At 35.7% G+C, this 18,601-nt stretch carries 15 protein-coding genes and 3 tRNA genes; 8 read left to right on the plus strand and 10 right to left on the minus strand.

Annotated elements, in window-relative coordinates; all coding sequences use genetic code 11:
- Positions 1–17: 17 nt before the first annotated feature.
- The 6 genes from EWM59_RS02790 to EWM59_RS02815 form a co-directional block, all read right to left on the minus strand.
- Positions 18–881 (minus strand): sigma-70 family RNA polymerase sigma factor, encoded by an 864-nt coding sequence (locus EWM59_RS02790; protein WP_101725972.1) that lies wholly within the window; start codon positions 879–881, stop codon positions 18–20.
- A 219-nt stretch (positions 882–1,100) separates the two neighbouring features.
- Positions 1,101–3,230 (minus strand): polyribonucleotide nucleotidyltransferase, encoded by a 2,130-nt coding sequence (pnp, locus tag EWM59_RS02795; RefSeq protein WP_130019427.1) that lies wholly within the window; start codon positions 3,228–3,230, stop codon positions 1,101–1,103.
- A gap of 176 nt (positions 3,231–3,406) precedes the next feature.
- A complete protein-coding gene (gene rpsO / locus EWM59_RS02800; RefSeq protein ID WP_130019428.1) occupies positions 3,407–3,682 on the minus strand; it encodes a 30S ribosomal protein S15 in 276 nt (91 codons plus the stop codon).
- A gap of 547 nt (positions 3,683–4,229) precedes the next feature.
- Positions 4,230–4,313 (minus strand) — tRNA-Leu (locus EWM59_RS02805).
- A gap of 165 nt (positions 4,314–4,478) precedes the next feature.
- Positions 4,479–4,551 (minus strand) — tRNA-Lys (locus EWM59_RS02810).
- Positions 4,552–4,602: 51 nt separating this feature from the next.
- A tRNA-Lys gene (locus EWM59_RS02815) sits at positions 4,603–4,675 on the minus strand.
- Between the two features lie 135 nt (positions 4,676–4,810).
- On the opposite strand from EWM59_RS02815, the gene EWM59_RS02820 reads away from it, so the two are divergent.
- Positions 4,811–5,551: an SH3 domain-containing protein gene (locus tag EWM59_RS02820; protein WP_130019429.1), complete on the plus strand. Its 741-nt coding sequence runs from the start codon at positions 4,811–4,813 to the stop codon at positions 5,549–5,551.
- An 8-nt stretch (positions 5,552–5,559) separates the two neighbouring features.
- Here the strand turns inward: EWM59_RS02820 and EWM59_RS02825 are convergent, their stop codons facing one another.
- Complete coding sequence (locus EWM59_RS02825) at positions 5,560–7,758, minus strand: T9SS type B sorting domain-containing protein (protein ID WP_130019430.1); 2,199 nt, start codon at positions 7,756–7,758, stop codon at positions 5,560–5,562.
- 137 nt (positions 7,759–7,895) lie between these two features.
- On the opposite strand from EWM59_RS02825, the gene rlmD reads away from it, so the two are divergent.
- The gene (gene rlmD, locus EWM59_RS02830) at positions 7,896–9,302 is read left to right on the plus strand and encodes a 23S rRNA (uracil(1939)-C(5))-methyltransferase RlmD (RefSeq protein WP_130019431.1); all 1,407 of its coding nucleotides are present in this window, start codon (positions 7,896–7,898) and stop codon (positions 9,300–9,302) included.
- A gap of 90 nt (positions 9,303–9,392) precedes the next feature.
- On the opposite strand, the gene EWM59_RS02835 is transcribed toward rlmD, so the two are convergent.
- Positions 9,393–10,532: a carboxypeptidase-like regulatory domain-containing protein gene (locus EWM59_RS02835; protein WP_130019432.1), complete on the minus strand. Its 1,140-nt coding sequence runs from the start codon at positions 10,530–10,532 to the stop codon at positions 9,393–9,395.
- A gap of 163 nt (positions 10,533–10,695) precedes the next feature.
- Positions 10,696–12,318, minus strand: a complete 1,623-nt coding sequence (dnaB, locus tag EWM59_RS02840) for a replicative DNA helicase (protein WP_130019433.1) — start codon at positions 12,316–12,318, stop codon at positions 10,696–10,698.
- Positions 12,319–12,582: 264 nt separating this feature from the next.
- Here dnaB and EWM59_RS02845 point away from each other — a divergent pair, with 264 nt between their 5' ends.
- From EWM59_RS02845 to EWM59_RS02855, 3 genes are all read left to right on the plus strand, one after another.
- On the plus strand, positions 12,583–13,530 hold the full coding sequence (locus EWM59_RS02845) for a PhoH family protein (protein WP_130019434.1): 948 nt from the start codon (positions 12,583–12,585) through the stop codon (positions 13,528–13,530).
- Positions 13,531–13,752: 222 nt separating this feature from the next.
- A complete protein-coding gene (locus EWM59_RS02850) occupies positions 13,753–15,042 on the plus strand; it encodes a M43 family zinc metalloprotease (RefSeq protein ID WP_130019435.1) in 1,290 nt (429 codons plus the stop codon).
- A gap of 130 nt (positions 15,043–15,172) precedes the next feature.
- Positions 15,173–15,637 carry a deoxycytidylate deaminase gene (locus tag EWM59_RS02855; protein ID WP_374755934.1) on the plus strand — a complete coding sequence of 155 codons (465 nt, stop codon included), beginning with the start codon at positions 15,173–15,175 and terminating at the stop codon, positions 15,635–15,637.
- On the opposite strand, the gene EWM59_RS02860 is transcribed toward EWM59_RS02855, so the two are convergent.
- Entirely contained in the window at positions 15,634–16,146 is a 513-nt protein-coding gene (locus tag EWM59_RS02860; RefSeq protein ID WP_130019436.1) for an FKBP-type peptidyl-prolyl cis-trans isomerase, read from the minus strand. The genes EWM59_RS02855 and EWM59_RS02860 overlap by 4 nt on opposite strands.
- A 110-nt stretch (positions 16,147–16,256) precedes the next feature.
- On the opposite strand from EWM59_RS02860, the gene EWM59_RS02865 reads away from it, so the two are divergent.
- From EWM59_RS02865 to EWM59_RS02875, 3 genes are all read left to right on the plus strand, one after another.
- Entirely contained in the window at positions 16,257–16,883 is a 627-nt protein-coding gene (locus EWM59_RS02865; RefSeq protein WP_130019437.1) for an acyl carrier protein phosphodiesterase, read from the plus strand.
- Between the two features lie 3 nt (positions 16,884–16,886).
- Positions 16,887–17,894 carry a DNA polymerase III subunit delta gene (gene holA, locus EWM59_RS02870; protein ID WP_130019438.1) on the plus strand — a complete coding sequence of 336 codons (1,008 nt, stop codon included), beginning with the start codon at positions 16,887–16,889 and terminating at the stop codon, positions 17,892–17,894.
- 167 nt (positions 17,895–18,061) lie between these two features.
- Positions 18,062–18,406, plus strand: coding sequence for a hypothetical protein (locus tag EWM59_RS02875; RefSeq protein WP_130019439.1), 345 nt, complete (start codon positions 18,062–18,064; stop codon positions 18,404–18,406).
- Positions 18,407–18,601: the final 195 nt, after the last annotated feature.

The following is an 18,601-nucleotide window of genomic DNA, read 5'->3' on the forward strand; positions in this document are numbered from 1 at the left end:
TAATTGTATTTAATATCTTATCCTAAGTATGCTTTCAAAGCTTTACTTCTTGAAGTCTGACGTAAACGACGAATTGCTTTTTCCTTAATCTGGCGGACACGTTCACGGGTAAGATTAAACTTCTCACCTATTTCTTCCAGTGTCATTGCTTGCTCACCGTTCAATCCGAAGTAATAGGTAATTACTTCTGCTTCACGCTGCGTAAGTGTTGACAATGCCCGCATAACTTCTCTGCGAAGAGAGTCATTAATTAAGCCCTGATCAGGTTTTTCTTCACTATCATTTTCTAAGACATCTAACAAGCTATTTTCTTCACCCTGAACAAAAGGAGCATCAACAGATACGTGACGACCAGAAATTTTCAGCGTATCAATTACTTCTGCAGCAGTAATCTCCAACACTTCTGCCAACTCTTCCGGTGATGGCTCTCTTTCAAATTTTTGTTCCAGATCAGAAAAAGTCTTAGAGATTTTATTAAGCGAACCTACACGGTTCAATGGTAAACGTACAATACGTGATTGTTCGGCTAATGCCTGAAGGATAGACTGGCGAATCCACCAAACTGCATAAGAGATAAATTTAAAACCACGGGTTTCATCAAATCTTTGGGCAGCTTTAATCAAACCAAGGTTTCCTTCATTTATCAGGTCACCTAACGAAAGTCCTTGATTTTGGTATTGCTTTGCAACTGAAACCACAAAACGTAGGTTGGCTTTGGTTAAGCGTTCTAAGGATAGTTGGTCTCCGTCACGGATTTTCTGAGCAAGTATTACTTCCTCATCTGGTGTTAGCAAATCAACCTTTCCAATTTCTTGTAAATATTTATCAAGAGATTGACTCTCCCGATTGGTAATTTGCTTACTTATTTTTAGCTGGCGCATATTAAGTTAGTGAACAGTTTTGTTAAAGAGTTTTATGATACTTTAATCAATATTTTAAAGGTAGCCAATAAAACACCAAAAACCAATTTCTTTATTAACGTAAAAATTCAAATGTTTTCTTGTTAAATGAACAATTAATTTTTATTAACGGTTCGGCCACTCGGCTCCCTTTTAATATAAATAATTTTTCATTTCATAAGCATTGCATGAAAACCCCTATTATGGTTTAGCGGGTCTTGGTAAAAGAACTTTTCTTGAAAGTCTGAACTTGCCCGTTTTAGGGTCAACTTCAAGCAGTTTCACTTGCAGTTCTTCGCCAATTTCTAAAACCCCGTCCATGCTTGGTAAGCGTTCCCATGAAATTTCAGAAATATGTAATAAACCCTCTTTACCCGGCAAAAACTCAACAAAAGCGCCAAAAGGTTGAATTGATTTTACTTTAGCATCATAAACTGCTCCCACTTCTGGTTGAGCTACAATACCATATACTCTCTTCTTCGCTTTCTCCATACTCTCGCCATTAGAAGAGAATATAGAAACATAACCTTTGCCATCTTTCTCTTCTATAGTGATAGTAGCCCCAGACTCTCTTTGAATCTCCTGAACTATTTTACCACCAGGCCCTATAACTGCACCTATAAATTCTTTCTCAATTACTATAGTGAAAGCTCTTGGCGTATGAGGCTTCAAATCTGGTCTTGGGGCCTCAATTGCCTCTTTCATTTTACCTAAAATATGGATACGTCCTTGCTTGGCCTGCATTAACGCTTGCTCTAACACCTCAAATGATAATCCACCAATTTTTATATCCATCTGGCACGCCGTAATCCCATCTTCTGTTCCCGTTACTTTGAAGTCCATATCACCTAAGTGGTCTTCGTCACCTAAAATATCAGAAAGAACAGCCCATTTACCAGTTTCATTATCAGTAATTAGTCCCATAGCAATTCCTGAGATAGGGGCTTTAATAGGAACTCCGGCATCCATTAGTGCTAAACATCCGGCACATACTGTAGCCATTGATGAAGAACCATTTGATTCTAATATATCTGAAACTACACGGATGGTATATGGGTTTTCCGAATCTGGAGGAAGAATTTTCTTTAAAGAACGTTGAGCCAAATTACCATGTCCAATCTCACGTCTTCCTGGACCTCTGTTAGGTTTTACCTCTCCGGTAGAAAATCCTGGGAAATTGTAGTGCAAGAAGAATTTGCTATAACCTGATGTCATTACCTGATCTACAATCATTTCATCGAGCTTAGTACCTAAAGTAGCAGTTGTCAATGATTGGGTCTCACCACGCGTAAACAATGCTGCACCATGCGCCGAAGGTAAATAATCTACCTCACAAAGTATAGGACGAATCTCATCTAATTTACGGCCATCAAGTCTTTTGCGTTCATCCAATACCAGATTTCTCGAGGCATAATACTGAATATCTCCAAAATAAGTTTTGGCAAAACCTTTTTTCTCTGCCAGTTCTTCTTCAGAAAAAGTAGCTAAAAATTCATCAAGAATTGCTTTGAAGCCTTGTCTTCTTACATCTTTTTGATTGCTACCTAATTGACATACAGCATATACTTTATCATATAACTCTTTGTACATACGTTCCTTTAATTCTTCGTCATGTACTTCGTGGTTATACTCTCTTTTCTCTGTTTTCTGTAATTCTACTTCAAATTCTTTCAGAGCATTTACCTGAATCTTTATAGCTGCATGAGCTTCTCGCAAAGCCTCAATCATTTCTTCTTCTGTACATTGGTCTGCCTCGCCTTCTACCATAATAATATTATCAGCCGTACCTGCAACTATTAAATCAAGGCTGGCTTTTACTATTTCACTGGAAGTTGGATTGACAACATATTTCCCATCAACTTTGGCTACACGCACTTCTGAGATAGGCCCATTAAACGGAATATCTGAAGTTGCTAAAGCAGCAGCAGCAGCTAATGCTGCTAAAGAGTCGGGTTGAACTTCTGGGTCAGCAGAAATCAGAATAACATTAACCTGGACTTCTGCATGATAATTTTCAGGAAAGATGGGTCTCAAAGCACGGTCAATCAGACGGCTGATAAGTATTTCGTTATCTGATAAACGTCCTTCACGGCGTTGAAAACTTCCTGGGATTTTACCAGCAGAACCAAATTTTTCTTGATAGTCAACTGAAAGTGGTAGGAAATCAATACCTTCTTTGTGTTCTTGGGCTGCAACAACAGTAGCCAAAAGCATTGCATTTCCTGATCTTAGAAGAACAGAGCCATCTGCTTGTCTTGCTAATTTTCCGGTTTCAAGGCTAATCACTTTGCCATCGGGCATTTCGATGGTCTTTGAGTGAATATTAAACATTTTTGATTTGATTATAAACCACGTTTCCGCTTTCGACGTGGAAATTTTTTATCCGAATTCCGCGGGGATATTCCAATTACTTTAGGTAATAAAGTTCTGAAAATATAAATTGTTTTTAGTAGCTGCTTAAAAGACAATCAGAGAATGAAATTTCATTCTCTGATTATCCTATAAAATTACTTACGAATGCCTAAGTCAGCAATAATCGCTCTGTAACGAGCAATATCTTTCTTATACAAATAGTCTAACAAACGACGACGTTTACCAACCAGTTTCAATAAACCGGATCTGGTAGAATAATCATGTTTGTGACTTTTAAGATGCTCTGTAAGGTGAGAGATACGATAAGTAAATAATGCAATCTGAGATTCGGCTGAACCGGTATCAGTTGCTTTTTTCTGGAAGCCTTTGCCTTCAAAGATTTCTTCCTTCTTCTCCGTAGTTAAATACATTTGATGTTAACTTAGATTTAATAAATATTTAAAACAACTGCAAAGATAATAATTTATTTTCAAAAAAAAGTGAAAATCACAAAAATATAAGCTACTGCGTTAAAAACTTTTGAGTACTTTTTAAGAGTTAAAATATAATTTATCAAATCAGTATATAATCTATTACTACTCGGATTAACTCTTCTATCTTTTATCCAATATATTCAACTATTGGACACTATAATATTCAGCCTCTACTTAGAAAAATCACATTTTAACACATTATTCAAAGACTTTTTTAAGAAAAGCAGAAGTAGGAATAGTAAGACCTTTGTAAAATAGGATCTTCTTTCTTTTATCCTATTATTTTCAGTCTTGAGTTCGGTCATTCCTTAGACTTAGCTTAAAAAAATTACATTTTTGTTTAGTTAATCGGAGATTCGTGGAAAATTTAGTAACACTTAATAAAATTAAGCTTATAACTACTTATGGACAAAAAAATACCTGTAAATCATCGATAAACAGGTATCTAATAACAAATGTTCAACTTAAACTTAAATCTTAATTGTGACGATGGCGAGATTCGAACTCGCACAGGCTAACGCCCACTACCCCCTCAAAGTAGCGTGTCTACCAATTCCACCACATCGCCTTTCTTGGAAATACAAAACTACAGAAGGCTATAGATTATTCCAAATATTTGATGGATATATAATTACTTATTCGTTTAAGACACGCTTAATTTGCCTTAATATCTAAACTGTAATGAGAAATTTCTGGGTAAAAAAAAGACAAGTCAATGACTTGTCTTTGGAAGTGATCCCGCTGGGACTCGAACCCAGGACCCATACATTAAAAGTGTATTGCTCTACCAGCTGAGCTACGGAATCTTCTTTCTATTATCTACTCTAAAGGAAGATTAAAGGTTTTTATACGTTTTGTGATCCCGCTGGGACTCGAACCCAGGACCCATACATTAAAAGTGTATTGCTCTACCAGCTGAGCTACGGAATCTTTTGGTTGCTGAATCAGAATAAGTGAAGGAAGAAATGAAAGAAAAATAAATTTTCGCTAATTTTGCTTTCTCTATTACTTTAGAGCCTTAACCCCTTTCCTGAATCGCGGTGCAAAATTACACTTTTAGATATTATGAAGCAAACATACTTTCTGAAATTTCTGAAAAAACTTTTTTTACTAACTATTTTTTTGATACAAATACCTGATAGTCAAGCTCAAAGAAAATTGTATTTATCTGCAGATTCTTTATTTAAACAACGAAAATTTGACGAGGCTTCAGACTTATATGAAAAAATACTGAATTCATCGAGTAATTTCAATCCGAAAATCTATCTCAAATTGGCCAACATCTATGAGAACAAAGGAGACTTTGTTAAGGAGCTATACTATCTCAATTTGTATTCTTTCAGATTTGCAGACGAGCGTGTCTTTGAAAAAATATATACTATCGCTACCGAGAATGGATATAAGGGCTACGAAAAGAATGACTTAAATTATTTTCTTTACTATTTCAGGCAATACTCTATTTATATCTGGATAGGCTTTCTGTTAGTAGGGGTTTATGTCTTTGCAGTTTTTATTATCAAGCGCATCAACAATCAATTTACCCCAACACACCATAAAGTAATATTTTTACTTTATTTGATTTTTTTAATAGTGCTAATTAACCTGCCTAATAATTACCGTACGGTAATCATCAAAAATGAACATGTATATTTAAGAGATTATCCATCGGCAGGCTCACAGATTGTCGGAAGTATTGGCGAAGGGCATCGGCTGAATGTAATTAATTCAGAAGATATATGGTATCAGGTCCTTTGGGATGGGAAATTCTGTTACCTTAAGCAAAGCGATATATTACTGATTCACTAAAAAACTTTTTATCTTACCAGATGAATAACTCCTTTATAAACTTCATCAGTAAAATAGAGAACATAAAAATAATCGCCGGAAGGTTCTTTGTCTCCGCTCCACCTGAAGTCTTTTTCAGCCGTAACAAAAATTGATTTACCATATCTGTTAAAAATTTCAAATCTTACAAACTGCCTGTTGCAATTATCTTCCGGAATTGAGCCAATAGTGAAATAATCGTTAATGCCGTCCTCATTGGGTGTAAACGTATTAAAAGGCTTTAAAGGGTTTTCCGCTGATAAATTGTTTTTTAGCAAGAATTTTACACTAACAGTATCTTGTTTCTGGTCACAGGCTTTATCTTGCGTAAGAAACTTGACTACAAATTCTTTAGAATCTTTTCCTGCTAATAAATAACAGGTTGGTACCCAAGTAAAAAGGCTATTGACCATACTTATTCCCTCTTTTTCCTGAAAAGTCATAGAAGCGGTTTTAAGGTCAAATCCTTCTGCAATAGCTCCCAAAGTGATCATTTCTTTATCTGAATCTACTGCTTCTACCTCAAATTTCACTTCTGTTTTCCCGTCAGGTGAAAGAATTACCTCTACTACACTATCTGTTAAAGTAGTTGAAACTATAGGCGCATTATTGGGTATAGACTGAATGGTAACCGGAACTGAATAAGCCGTTTGATTACTAACACCACATCGCAAATCTCTTGCTACAAAATCAAGCACAACCTGTTTTTGCCTGACAGCCTCACAGTTTGGAATAAATTGCAAAGTTGATTGAACACTTCCGATTCCTTTACTGGAAGGAAATGAAAACCCGAGACTCCCCAGATTAAAATTTCGCCCGGCACCAGACATGGAGAGCGTATCTAGATCTATATCATTGCCAAATACCTCAAACTTTAAAGTATCTCCATACATCACTGAAGGAGATTCGGTCAGAGAAGTCGTAATAACAGGCCGAGTATTATCAGCATCAGCCAAATTAATCTTCATCCGATAACTCTTGACCTGCGGCACAGGGCAACCGTTATCCTGGATATTAAGAATAAATTCTGCAGCCTGGTTATTTTTGGTAATGATACACTCATCGAGGCAAAAAGAATTTTTCAGGGTATCTGCATTCTGAATAACTACATTAGAAATTGAAGGAATATTTATTTTTTTTGTATCAAAGTTTACTCCTCTCGCAGTAATTGTCACTTTCTGACTAATGTCCGGGTCTAAAAATAAAATATCAAAACACTTTTTATCCCCCTTCTTTAAATTAATAATTTCTCCCTCTTGAATAAAGGCATTGACACCCTGATTTCTCACCATAATCTGGGGAGGGAGATTTATTTTACAATCGACAACTTTCAACTGAAAATCTCTTTTTATCCTGCCAATCATCACCCCTGCTCTATATTCATTTACCATCACAGAAAACACAAATAAGCCGAGTTTATCAGGTCTGGCATATAAAACACCAGTGTTTCTATCAATCCTTAAAGGCACAGTACCGGGAATAACATTGTTTAAACCAATCCCATCAACCCACGTTGCTTCAGGATAACTGCTTCTACCAATACTTATTGGGTTAGGCTGACCCATAGTGGCGTATCCAATCCATGGAGTAATTAACTCATAAGTCAAACTATCTCCGTCTGCATCAGTAGCACTAAAATCCATTTCAAAATTCTGGTTGATACACAGATAATCAGCAACAACATCTTTAAAGTGAGGAGAATTATTGGCAATAGAAAGCGGAGGAAATTCGGTGTAAAACACCATTCCCACTGAACTTGGATTCCTGATATTAGTAATAATCACATTCCGGCAACATCTTTCCCACACAATTGCATATCCACCTGGGTCAGAAAATGAAGCCTCAGGCAGATTCAAGGTAGCCTGGTATCTGATGAGTAATGTTTGAAGGTCGCCTTTTGAACAGGCAGGGTCAATATATTTTATCAAATCGCGATATACCCTCTGACAGACCGCTTCACCCACCCTTGCCAAATCTCTTTTACGGATAAAAGTTAAGGTTATAGAAATATCTTCAGCCGCAGGGCGGCCATTTATGGCATCAAAATACAAGTTTAATGTAACCTCGTGCGTAGTACCGGGAGCAGGGTTTTTTATTTTGGTCAATTCAATCTCTCCACCAACAATATGAGAAGCAACAGATTCGAGAGCAATAGCAAGAAAAAATATAAGGTAAAGATACTTTTTCATAGGCAATCAGGTATTTATCTTAAACATTAGGGTAATCTATTAGTAAGACGTAATTTAATTACAAAAGGTTGAATTTTGAAGTTATTGATAAGTTAAATATTTTTGCAGAAAATTTAAATAGAACAAATACTGCATACATGGCCAAAAACAAAACATTTGTTATTGAAAATATTGAAGTAGAAAATTTTGCTGCAGAAGGAAAATGTTTTGCAAGGCACAATGGACAAATAATTTTTATCGAGGGTAGCAACGTTTCTCCTGGCGATAGGGTGAAACTATGGGTAAATAACCGAAAAAAGAATTATGCCGAGGCCAATGTCTTAGAGTTATTAGAGCCTTCTCCGTTACGTATAGAGCCGTTTTGCCAGCATTTTGGCGTTTGTGGTGGGTGTAAATGGCAACATATCCCCTACGAAAAGCAATTAGACTTGAAATGGCAACAGGTGAACGACCAGTTGAACCGGATAGGAAAATTAGAGCTTCCTCTCATAAACCCGATTTTAGGTTCAGAAAATGTTCAATTCTATCGGAATAAATTAGAATATACTTTTTCGAATAGCAGATGGTTTACCAGAGAAGAAGCCAACAAAGGCGATGATTTAGATAAAAACGCCTTAGGATTTCATGTACCAAAGCGTTTTGAAAAGGTTTTACCTATCGAAAAATGCTATCTACAGAAAGACCCCTCTAATCAAATCAGGCTTGCCTTAAGAGATTATGCTAACAAGCATCAGTATTCTTATTATGACCATATTGCTCATCAGGGTTTTCTCAGAAATATCATGATCAGAACTTCTTCAACCGGAGATTTAATGGTGATGATTCAATTTGCCCAGAAAAACGAGGAGGCAATTGAAGGAGTTTTGAATCATCTGCAAACCAGTTTTCCTGAAATAACCTCCTTGAACTATGTACTTAATCAGAAAAGAAATGATACTTTTTATGATTTAGAAGTACACACTTATCATGGAAAGCCTTTTATTGAAGAAAGAATGGAAGACTTGATCTTCAGAATCGGTGCTAAATCATTCTATCAGACTAATTCTGAACAGGCTTATGAATTATATAAATTAACACGAACTTATGCGGATTTAACTGGCAAAGAATTAGTATATGATTTATATACGGGTACAGGTACAATTGCTAATTTCGTAGCCCGAAACGCCCGAAAAGTAATAGGCATTGAATATGTAGAAGATGCAGTAGCCGATGCAAAAATAAATTCTCAGGTCAATGGTATTACCAATACCGAATTTTTTGCAGGAGACATGCGCAAATTTCTGACTCAGGATTTCATTACCAGTAAAGGGAAGCCTGATGTAATTATTACTGACCCTCCGAGAGCCGGAATGGACGAGCCTGTAACGCAAACAATTTTAGAGGTAGCTCCTAAGAGAATCGTTTATGTAAGTTGTAATCCGGCAACACAGGCACGAGATTTATCGTTGTTAAGTGCCAAATATAATATCGTTGAAGTGCAACCAGTAGATATGTTCCCCCATACTCACCATGTAGAAAATATAGCAAAACTGGAATTAAGATAAATGGTATGAAAATGAATGAATAGTTTTCTTAAATTTTAAGCTACTCTTACAAGCGAATGCTTAGGTCATATAAGAAATGGGAATCTACTGTTAATCATTTTTATTAACGGCTGTTTCTTCGTTTTTTTCTTTTATTAAACCTTCGGTATTATAATCTTCTGGTAATAAATTAGAGAAGCCGTTAGAACCCCAGTAGCCTTTTAAAATAATGTCTTTGGGTTTATTCAACAACCCATTTTCATTAAATCCGGCATTGCCTTTTGGTAAAAGTATTTCGGAATATTGAAAAGGGTAATCTGTATATTGAGGTTTTCCTTGAAATCTTTTTTTCACAAAAACTAAAAGTGGCAATTCTGAGTGCAGGAAAAAACTTTCGGAATCTTTATCGAAGGAGTAAATTTCTGAGTCATTTACTGATACAAGTGTACCGTCCTTTAATTCTTTGGCGACAGTTGTCTGTGTATTCGTTTTATTTTTCAGGGTTGTAATTCTGAAAATTTCAAAATTGCTTACATCTGATTTATTAAGCGTAAGAGCCATTAAAAAACTTCTGAAAGAATCGCTAAAAATATCCTTTCGATTCTTTTCCCATTTAATTCGATTAATCTCGCTATCAGGAACATTTTTTTCAAAGAATTTTAGGCCTGAAACATTAGCATTTTTTCCATCAGACTCGAATTTATCCATCATGAAGTATATTGTATATCCTAAAGCTGTATTTTTTATTAAAATAGGCCCTTTAGCATTAGCAATTACCTTTTTGTCATGGCTATAATTCAGATTTATTACTGAAGGATTAATAATTTTGCACTCTTTTGAAAACTTCGAATCTCCCACTATAGCGTCCTCAAAAGTCTTCCACTTCTTGCTCCAATCTTTATCATCTATTGTTGATACCCCTGCTTCATTTAGTGCCTCTGCGTTTTCTAATTGAAATTTAAAGATTTGAATTTCAGGAGAATAATTGATTTTTCTTTTAAGAGTTTTATATCCTACTGCGTAAATGCTCAACTCAATCTGAGAAAATTTATTAGGAATGTCTAATTTGAAACTACCATTAACATCGCTAAAAGCTCCTATAGAAGTATTATTTATAAAAACGCTTGCAGAAGAAACCGGTGTTTTTTTTTCTTGTACTATATTGCCACTAATTGTCCAGTAGCTTTTTTGACAGATGCCAGAAAAGGAGACAATTATAAGCACATAAAATGTAATAAATTTTGCTTTCATCAGATTCGTTTGTCCAGTTAAGACAAAGCAATTTAAGCAAATTTATATTTTAATTACAAAAAATATCACTATTTTATGTTTTACAAAAAATAATTGTTAGCCCAATAATGGAACTATGTCCTGTAAAAATTAGATTGATAAGGTCTGAAATCAGGAAAGAAGGTTAGAAGGGAAATTCATTTTCTTCATCAAGGTTACGGGCCTGATTAGCTTTACTGCCAAAAGTCATTGAACCACTAGCATTGCCTGCATTTGGGGGACTCCCACCTTGTTCAAAGTTTTCTAAAGAATTTGTAGAAGGAAACGGCTTTGGCGCATTAAAGTCTCCGAAACCATCCTGAATTGGAGTATAGAAACCATCCAAATCGGTAAATTTAGTATATTTCCCTATAAATCTTAATCGAACGGTATCAACGGTACCACTTCGGTTTTTGGCAATAATTACCTCACCTACACCTGTAGTGGGGTTTCCATTTTCGTCCTGGGTAATTTTATAATATTCCGGACGATACAAGAACATAACCATATCCGCATCTTGCTCAATAGAGCCCGATTCACGTAAGTCAGAAAGTTGCGGACGTTTATCACCTCCACGTGTTTCTACTGCCCGGCTTAACTGAGAAAGTGCTATAACAGGTACATTAATTTCTTTGGCAAGATTCTTTAACGAGCGGGAGATTGTGGCAATTTCCTGCTCACGATTACCGCTTTTACCTCCTCCGACTTCCGCTGTCATTAACTGCAGATAATCTATAATTACTAACCCAATATCAAACTGAGCTTTAAGGCGGCGGCACTTTGCTCTCAGTTCCAAAACTGATAAGGCAGGAGTATCGTCGATATAAATCGGGGCTTTAGATAATCTGTCTATTCTATGGTGCAATTGTTGCCATTCATGACTTTCTAAAGTACCTTTTCTTAGTTTCTCGCTATCAATTTCTGCCTCGGCTGAAATCATCCGAAGCATTAACTGTGTCGAGGACATTTCTAAGGAAAATATAGCCACCGGAGTATTCCATTCAACTGCAGCATTTCTCATGGCAGATACCACAAAAGCAGTTTTCCCCATAGCCGGACGTGCCGCAATAATGGTCAACTCTGTATTTTGCCAACCACTTGTAATACGGTCAAGTTCCGTAAATCCACTGGCAACACCTGTTAAACCGTCTTTATTGTTTTTCTTTTTTTCGAGTTCCTCTATCGTAGCCCTCATAATAGAACTGGCATCAGCATAGCTTTTTCTGATATTTCGTTCCGAAATCTCAAAAAAGGTCTGTTCAGTTCTATCTAATAGATTAAATACATCAGTGGTATCTTCAAAAGCATCACGAAGAATATCTCCTGCCACTCGAATCATATCCCTTTTGATGGCCGATTGTGAGATAATACGCGCATGCCATTCTATATTAGCGGCAGAGTTTACTTTACTGGTTAACCTTGCGAGATATTGCGCTCCTCCAACAAATTCCAACTCCCCAAGGCTCCTTAATTGCGAGGTAACCGTCAATAAATCAATGGGTTCTGATTTACCGAAAAGTATCAGAATGGCATTATAAATACGTTGATGCGATTCTTTATAAAAACTGGCTGGCTGCAAAATGTCAACAACAGTTGTAAGTGCATCTTTTTCAATCATCAAAGCACCCAAAACAGCTTCTTCCAATTCAATTGCCTGAGGAGGAAGCTTGCCTGACTCACTACGAGCAGTTTCCAAAAAAAGATTTTTTCCGAATCCTCTCTGGTTCTGGTTTCTGTTTGATTGATTATTTGAGTATTTTTGTTCCATATATTAATGCAATGTTAAGAAAAATTACTTTCTCATAAAACAAAGCAATTCCTTAGAACAATATTCATATAAAGATAAACGATTGATAGTCAATATCTAATCTTTAAACACTTATTTTTTTGTGGAAAAAACATTTAATATTGTGAATAATTTTTGATTTTTGAACTGTAAATTCACAACATATAATAAAAACTAAATTTTTAGGTCTGACGTTTTAATTGCACAGACCCGATTTATTAACCCGTAATCAAACTAATCAGGATTTTGACAGAAAAAGTATTCACATTAGACGAAGTGTCATTGATAGATTTTCTCGGAGTAGAAAATAGTAATATCAAAGTAGTAGCGGCGGCGTTTCCGGAAAGTAAAATTATTTCAAGAGGAAACCAGATATTAATTAAAGGGAATAATACTGAAATCAACAAAATCTCGGATATATTAGAGTCATTACTTGAACATTATCAGAAATACGGCAGATTAAGTAACGAACAGGTAAAAAACTATATTCAGCAGGATATTGAATCGGCCAATCATGAAGCAACTGACGATGATGTCATTCTTTATGGTACTAAGGGTGTTGTAGTCAGAGCCAAAACCGCCAATCAGAAAAAAATGATTGAGGCAGCTCAAAAATACGATATAGTGTTTGCCACTGGTCCGGCCGGAACTGGTAAAACTTATACGGCTGTTGCATTAGCAGTAAAAGCCTTAAAAGATAAAGAGGTCAAAAAGATTATCATCACCAGGCCGGCAGTGGAGGCAGGCGAAAATTTAGGTTTCTTACCAGGCGATTTAAAAGAAAAAATTGACCCTTACCTAAGACCTATTTATGATGCACTTGATGATATGATTCAGGCAGAAAAGCTGAAGTTTTATATTGAAAACAGAACCATCGAAATTGCGCCTTTGGCCTATATGAGAGGTAGAACTCTGAACAATGCGTTTATATTGCTTGATGAAGCACAGAACACCACACCGATGCAAATCAAGATGTTTCTGACTCGTATGGGTCCGCTTTCTAAAACTATTATTACTGGTGATAGAACTCAGATAGACTTACCTAAGAACCAAAGATCAGGATTAGCCGATGCTTTGGAGATTCTTAAAAATATTACTGGTATTGGATTTGTTGAATTAGATGGCAGAGATGTGGTTCGCCATAGACTTGTCAGAGATATTTTGAATGCCTACGAAAAAGCAGAAAGTAAATAATGAACCTGTTTAAACTTTTTATTTAATGACGAGAATGAGGGATTTTTTTAATCAGATGAGATTATTTGTTGAGTGCGTAGCAGCGCTACGGACGAAATAAATAAGCGAAATATGATTGAAAAATAACCATTCGTAGTCGAAAGAAATAAGTTTAAACAGGTTTAAAATGCTTATTTTCTGAATATCTGCAACCATAAGCTATTATTCACCCGTCATTAGAGCATGAAAAAAGCTTTATATATCTCTTTATTGGCATTGATTTTACATCCGGCATTGGCACAAAAAAGACATTTTTGCGCCAATGCCGTTACTGATTCTCTTCGGTCTCTGAAAGACCCATCAAGGTTAAGCAAAAAAACAAGATTTGAGCAAGTGCTTCAGAATTATCAGTTAGATAGAAGCAAAAATGGCCGTTTGAGTGTAGTCGAAGATGAAATTATCCGTATTCCTGTAGTGGTACATATCATTCATAATCAAGTTGATGGTGCGATAAAAGGCTCCAATATCCCAGATGAGCAGGTATTTTCGCAAATTAAAGTTTTGAACGAAGATTACCGGAGAAAAGAAGGCACAATGGGATTTAACAACAACCCCATCGGTGCTGATACTCAAATTGAATTTTTTCTTGCCTCTAAAGACCCATATGGAAATCCTACTACCGGAATAACCAGAACCTACAGTTCAACTACTGAGTTTAGCTTAATTAATGACAATGACCGTCAAAGAATTTCAAATCTGGTTTATTGGGATAGCAATAAATACCTGAACATCTGGGTAACAGCCTATAGAGATCCATATATTGGTTATGCAGAATTTCCTTATGCAGAAACGATTGATGGTTTAGAAGAAGATATTCCCGAGAGTCTTGATGGTACTTTTATCGATTACCGGGTTTTTGGAAAAAAAATAGGTACCAATACAGAAGGTTTATACAGTTTTGGCAGAACATCTACACATGAAGTAGGCCATTGGTTAGGTCTGATTCATACCTGGGGAGACGAATATTGTGGCACTGATTATGTTCAGGATACTCCACAGGCAAGTGGTTCTAATAGTACAGCTTTTTGCAGAGATATGTTTTCAAGCTGTAATGGTGTCCGAACCCGAAATCTGATTGAAGATTATATGGATTATTCGCCTGACTCATGTATGAACATTTTCACGGAAGGTCAAAAACAAAGAATGAGAGCAGTTCTGGAATTAAGTCAAAGACGCAAAAGAGTAGTCAATTATGCAAAGTTTCAGCTTCCTCCTTCAAACACACTTGCAGTAACCCTTATTCCTAATCCAACAACAAAAGATAATGTAAAAGTACAGGTGTTGCTGCCTGATTTTCAGGATTTTACCATTACATTGACTGATGTAAAAGGTAGAAGTATCTATTCAGAAACTTTTAGCGACTACCCGAGTACCATTATTACCCTCAAAACCTATGATTTGCCAGCTGGTATCTATATCATGAATGTGGTCTCCAAACAAGAACGAACCACAGAGCGACTGGCTATTTTTTAGCTTCCTTTCACTATTGTTGAAAACAAAAAAGTACATCAGATAAACCCATTTTCATATTTTAGAATTAGCTTTGTCTTTCTTTATGCTCCTTGCACAGAAGATTAGACAGTTACAACTAAACATATAAAAAGTGGTAAAAGACAAACCTGATTTTGATGAAATTTTTATGAACCTTGCCAAAAACCTTGCACAGCGTTCGCATTGCGTAAAGGCTCAGGTAGGTGCAGTTTTAACTAAAGATACAAGAATCATATCAATTGGCTACAACGGACCACCTTCAGGTACTCATAATTGCGATGAAGATTTTCCGGAGGAAGGGTGTCCGAGAGACTCAAAAGGAAGTTGTTCGCTTGCACTTCATGCTGAACAAAATGCCATATTATATGCCTCTAAAAATGGTGCAAATCTGGAAGGTAGCACGCTCTACGTAACACTATCACCATGCATAGCGTGTGCACGGGTGATTTTCTCAATGAAAATAAAGAAAGTCTTTTTTATGGAGTCTTATGCCCGGTATAAGGGAATACCTGTAGATGAAGGCGTAGAATTTTTAAGAAAATTTGGTATTGAAGTAATAGACTTTGGGTGTAATTAATGAATTACACCCCCATGCCCATGTACATGACCATGCGCAATTTCGTCCGGATTTGCGTTTCTGATACCAACAATTTTCCCTTTAAAATGTAAGGTTTCACCAGCTAACGGATGATTAAAATCTAACATCACCATTTCAGGATGCACTTCAACTACCCTGCCATTCATACGATGCCCTTCTTCATTAGAAAACGGAATAAAATTTCCTATTTCCAACATTCCATCAGGTATTTTACCATCATCAATTTTAAAATGTTCAATCGGAAAATCTATCAACGCTTCGTTATCTACTTCTCCATAACCTTCTTCAGCACTCACAGAAAAGTCAAATGTATCACCTACACTTAAACCTATCAGGTTTCTTTCAAATGCTTCAGGAAGCCCACTCATACCATGTATAAATACAATTGGGTCTGTTTCATCTGAAACCTCTATAATTTCTCTATCCTCTCCTTCTCCAACATACAATTCATAAATGGCAGTAACTACTTTTTTTTCTTCAACTTTCATATACTTAAATTTTATTTTTCCCTAAGGAATAAATCTAACTAAAACAAGGATATTTTATTAGGTGTTATTTCATAACTTTGCCACAAACGTACAAATTCTACCCTTTATAAATGAATTTTTTAGCACATTTATTTCTTTCAGGTGATCATGATGAAATTATAGTTGGAAATCTTCTGGAAGACTACGTGGTGGGTAGAATTGAACACCCTCGTAATCAGCACTACTCACAGAATATAAAAAACGGAATCCTGCTTCATCGCTTGATTGATACCTTTACAGATACTCATCCAGCGGTAAGTACTTGTAAAACCGTACTTTATAAAAACTACCATAAATACGCTTCTGTAGTAATTGACATCTATTTTGACCATTACCTGGCCAAGCATTGGTACAGCTATTCAACGGAGCCTTTTGAGGATTTCAGAAGACGTATTCATCAGGCATTTATCGATTATTGGAATATTATTCCTGATAGAATGAAACCCATGATTGATTCCATGATAAAATATGACTGGCTAAAAAATTATGGTGAATTCTGGGGTATGGAAAGAGCCTTATCAGGCATAGCCAAGCGAACGGCCTTTCAGTCGAACATGGAGCAGGCCGTTAATGATTTAAAAGTTCATTATAATTTTTTTGATGAGAACTTCAGCATATTTTTTCCTCAGATGATCGAACAGTGTACGAATTTCTTAACCGATAAATTTTATACCTACAACCATATAATTCTGAAATAAGGTATGTCAGAACTACTTAAATCAATTAAAAAAGATTCCATAAAGCCCTTGTATTTTCTTCATGGAGAAGAACCTTTTCATATAGAACAAGTTATAGAAAAAATACAGCAATTAGCTATTCCTACGCACGAAAAAGGCTTTAATGAATTTATTCTTTTTGGTAAAGATTTAACAGCAGGTGCATTATTAAATTATGCCCGTCGGTTTCCGATGATGGCAGAAAGGCAACTAATCATTGTAAAAGATGCGCAACAGATTCAGGGAATAGACCAGAAAGAAAATCAGAAACTGATTGAAGACTATGCACTCCAACCATTAACTTCAACTATTTTAGTATTAGCTTTCAGTAATGCCCAAGACGAGCGAAAAAGTTGGGTAAAGGCGTTTGGTAAAAATGGTGTGCTTTTCAATTCTAAAAAATTCTATGATAATCAGTTACCTGAATTTCTGGCAGGTTTCTGCCATTCGCAAGGAGTAAAAATAAGCATGAAAGCCATTCAATTGTTGATTGAACACATTGGAAACGACTTGAAAAGGCTTACAAGTGAATTAGACAAAGTGGTTTTAAATGTAAAATTAGGCGAAGGAATTGATGCCGATACGATACAAAAATTTGTAGGAATCAGTAAAGAATACAATGTTTTTGAATTACAAAAAGCACTCATTCAGCGAGATGTAGTAAAGGCTAACCAGATTATTATTTACTTTGGTCATAACCCTAAAGACAATCCCATACAGCCTGTTTTGATTATTCTCTACAACTTTTTCAGCAAAGTAATTTTAGTTCATGCTACTAACGATAAATCAGAAGGTGCGGTGGCTTCTTTACTGAAAGTGAATAGTTTTTTTGCCAAAGACTACCTGAATGCGGCAAGAAGCTATTCCTTACATAAATTAACTTCGGTTATTCACTCGTTAAAAATTGCAGACATGAAAGCTAAAGGTGTTGAATCAGGAGAAGAAAAAGAAGGAGATATTTTGCAGCAATTAGTTTTTGAAATTCTTCACTAATCATTTATTGAGCCGTAATTTTACTGATTTCTCATTTTTTCTTCTTACTTTTCAATATCCTGCTAATTTCTGAATTAATAAATTCAAAGAAACTCATGAATTTCTGTTTTTATTCACTATAATTCGGATAATTATTGGAGTATTTACATTAAATTTCTGATTGCTCGGTGGAAACGAAGAAAAGAAAACTGACCTTTTCGAATAATCCTGTTCAGATTGATTCCCTACCTAAGTATAGCTGGATAGAGAGGGACACCCTTTTGCTTCATATTGCATTTCAGATATTTATGGATGCCCTTGAAAAAGACAGAGTACTGGAGGTGATTGATTGGGATTGTAATGAAGAATACCGTACAGTCAGAATGTATATTGTTCAATTAAGAAAATGGTGGTTAGAAAGAAAGGATAAAGACCGCCTAAAAGAAATTGACTACTCTGATGAAAAACAATACGAAGAAGACAGTAATCATCTGCATATGTTAATGCTAATCCGCAAATATCTGGTAGTATAAGTTTCTCATCTTCAAAACTCTTAATTTTTTTATAGATTAATGTGTCTGTATATATGTATTCTCTTTGTAACGTAAAGAATCTTGCTTAGATTTCTGATATTATACGGTGAATATTGACGCATAAACATTCCACATTTTAAGCCAATTCGTTTGGGAATCCAGGCTTTTCTTTTTGAATATACCGATAAAAAAACT

Origin of the sequence: Emticicia agri (assembly GCF_004168285.1) — a bacterium.
In the GTDB taxonomy this organism is placed as follows: Bacteria; Bacteroidota; Bacteroidia; order Cytophagales; family Spirosomataceae; genus Emticicia; species Emticicia agri.